At 56.6% G+C, this 2,142-nt stretch carries 2 protein-coding genes; one reads left to right on the plus strand and one right to left on the minus strand.

Going from position 1 to position 2,142, the window contains the following annotated elements; translation table 11 throughout:
* Positions 1 to 294: 294 nt before the first annotated feature.
* On the minus strand, positions 295 to 1,338 hold the full coding sequence (locus tag L248_RS12350; RefSeq protein WP_081701322.1) for a glucosaminidase domain-containing protein: 1,044 nt from the start codon (positions 1,336 to 1,338) through the stop codon (positions 295 to 297).
* A gap of 101 nt (positions 1,339 to 1,439) precedes the next feature.
* On the opposite strand from L248_RS12350, the gene L248_RS12355 reads away from it, so the two are divergent.
* Positions 1,440 to 2,099 (plus strand): phosphatase PAP2 family protein, encoded by a 660-nt coding sequence (locus L248_RS12355; protein ID WP_022530580.1) that lies wholly within the window; start codon positions 1,440 to 1,442, stop codon positions 2,097 to 2,099.
* Positions 2,100 to 2,142: the final 43 nt, after the last annotated feature.

Raw genomic sequence — 2,142 nt, forward strand, 5'->3', positions numbered from 1 at the left:
CCCCCGCGGAAGTACAAAAAACGCCCCACGAAACCACTGGGGTCTCATAGGACGGTTGTGTACCGCGGTGCCACCTATTTTCGTCTTGCGACGCGCTCGAAGGGGTTAACGCACCCGGCGGTTCGGCTTACTTGGTTCAGCTGAACGGTCTGTCTAACCAGTTCGCCGGGGTGAACGCAACTGCTCGCAACGACCGCAGTCTTTCTGGAACGTTCTTGCCGGTTACTCATTTAGACCACCTGTCAGAGTATCGATTGCTCCAAGGTTACCATAGGCGGAACGGGGATTCAAGGGCTAACGGACTTTTAATGTTTGCCCCACTAAAATTAAATTGGACTGGAGATCGTTGACGGATTTCAATTCATCCGTCGTCATCTTGTACTGCTTTGCGATGCTGGCCAAGGAATCGCCGGCGACCACGGTGTGGCTGTGGTCATAAGTCGGCTTGGCGGGCGTCGTGTTCGTGGTCGTTTGGGTCGTCGCCGCAGGTGCGGCCGGCTGGGTCTGTACGTATTGTTCCTTGATCTTCAGCACCTGACCCGGATAAATCGTCATCGTGCTGGCGTCCAGATTGTTCAACGACACGATTTGACTCATGGAGACACCATACTGCGCCGCAATCCCGGCGACGGAATCACCGGCTTTGACCGTGTAGGTGGTCACCACCAGTTTGCCCGCCGGCTTATCGTAATCCGTCAGGTGGTAGCGCTCGATCAGCGTGTTCAGATGCGTATTGTAGTCCGTCGCCGTGGCGTACCGGCCAGTGAGGAACTTCGTGGCGTCCTGGTACGTGGCGGCGTTCTTCTTGTGGGCGCCGGCATACATGCTGTGGTTGAGCAGCGTCACGTAATCTTGGAGCGACTGGGTATAGTTGTCGTACTTGCGGAAGCCGGCATTGATCGTGTAGCGCTTGCCGGTACCGTCGTCTTCTTGGGTGGCCATGTTCACCGACTGATTATTGAAACTGCCCTTGATGCCGAATAGATTGTAATTCGGCGCGGCCGCCAGACCGCTTTGGCCCCAACTGCTCTCCAAAATCGCCTGGGCGATCATCACCGAGGCGTAAAGGTCATTTTTATTCGCCAAGTCCCGGGCAGATTCGCCGATGGTCTTGATGAACTGGGAATGGGTCTGGTCGGGGTCAGTGAAAACCGTACTCGAAGGCGGTGCAGCCGTCACTTGACCGGTCGCCTCGGCATGGCCGCGGACGGCCCCCAGGACGCCGATGCCCAAACTTGACAACGCCGCCACGGTACCGGTCCCCGCCAGCAGCTGCTTGCGCCGCAAGCGGCGGGCAGCTAATCTTTGTTCATGGATTCGTGCGACTCGACTCGCCAATGATATTCACCCTTGATTTCGTCAGATTTTGATTGCTGATTCTATTATAATGGAATCATTACCCACTTGTGGAGCAGAAATCGAAAGGATGTTTACCAAATATGACGCCTCAACACCGCGCCGCATGGCTGGCGGCAGGAAATTATATCATTTTTCTGGTCTTTTTGATTGGTGTGGCGATACGCGCGCCTTTCATTCAGACCATTGATTTGGCGGGTCAACACCTCGCCAATGCCGTGACCACGCCGCCAATGACCCAGGTGATGCTGATGATCACCCGCTCGGCCAATCCAGTGAACCTGATCGCCATCACGGTGCTGATCGTCATTCTCCTGGTCAGTACCCGCCAGTGGCGCTGGGGCGTGTTCGTCGGGGCAGCCGCGATTGCCGGCAGCCTAATCAATCTGATTATCAAGATGATTATTCAGCGGGCCCGGCCGACCCTGCCCCACTTGATTGAACAAGGGGGCTACAGTTTCCCCAGCGGCCACTCTGACAGCAGCATGGCGATCTATGGTGCCTTGATCCTCTTTCTGCTCATCACCCAGCGGACCCGCTGGTGGAAGACAACGGCCGTTGTGCTGTTAACACTGTTCATTGTTGCCATCGGCTTCTCCCGCATCTATGTCCATGTCCACTTCCCCACCGACGTCTTGGCTGGCTGGTTCCTGGGCTGGGGGCATGTGTGCTTGCTGTGGGTAATTGCCCGCCGGACGTGGCTTAAAAACGCCATTGGCGGTCCGCAGAATCGGCGGGCCTAACGAACGAAGCGGGCATCAGCGGACGAAACCGTCTGCTGATGCC

It is taken from the genome of Schleiferilactobacillus shenzhenensis LY-73, assembly GCF_000469325.1.
In the GTDB taxonomy this organism is placed as follows: domain Bacteria; phylum Bacillota; class Bacilli; order Lactobacillales; family Lactobacillaceae; genus Schleiferilactobacillus; species Schleiferilactobacillus shenzhenensis.

Bases quoted from the DNA above. Each gene is read 5' to 3' on its own strand.
- L248_RS12355 (WP_022530580.1), top strand. From the start codon at position 1,440: ATGACGCCTCAACACCGCGCCGCATGGCTGGCGGCAGGAAATTATATC.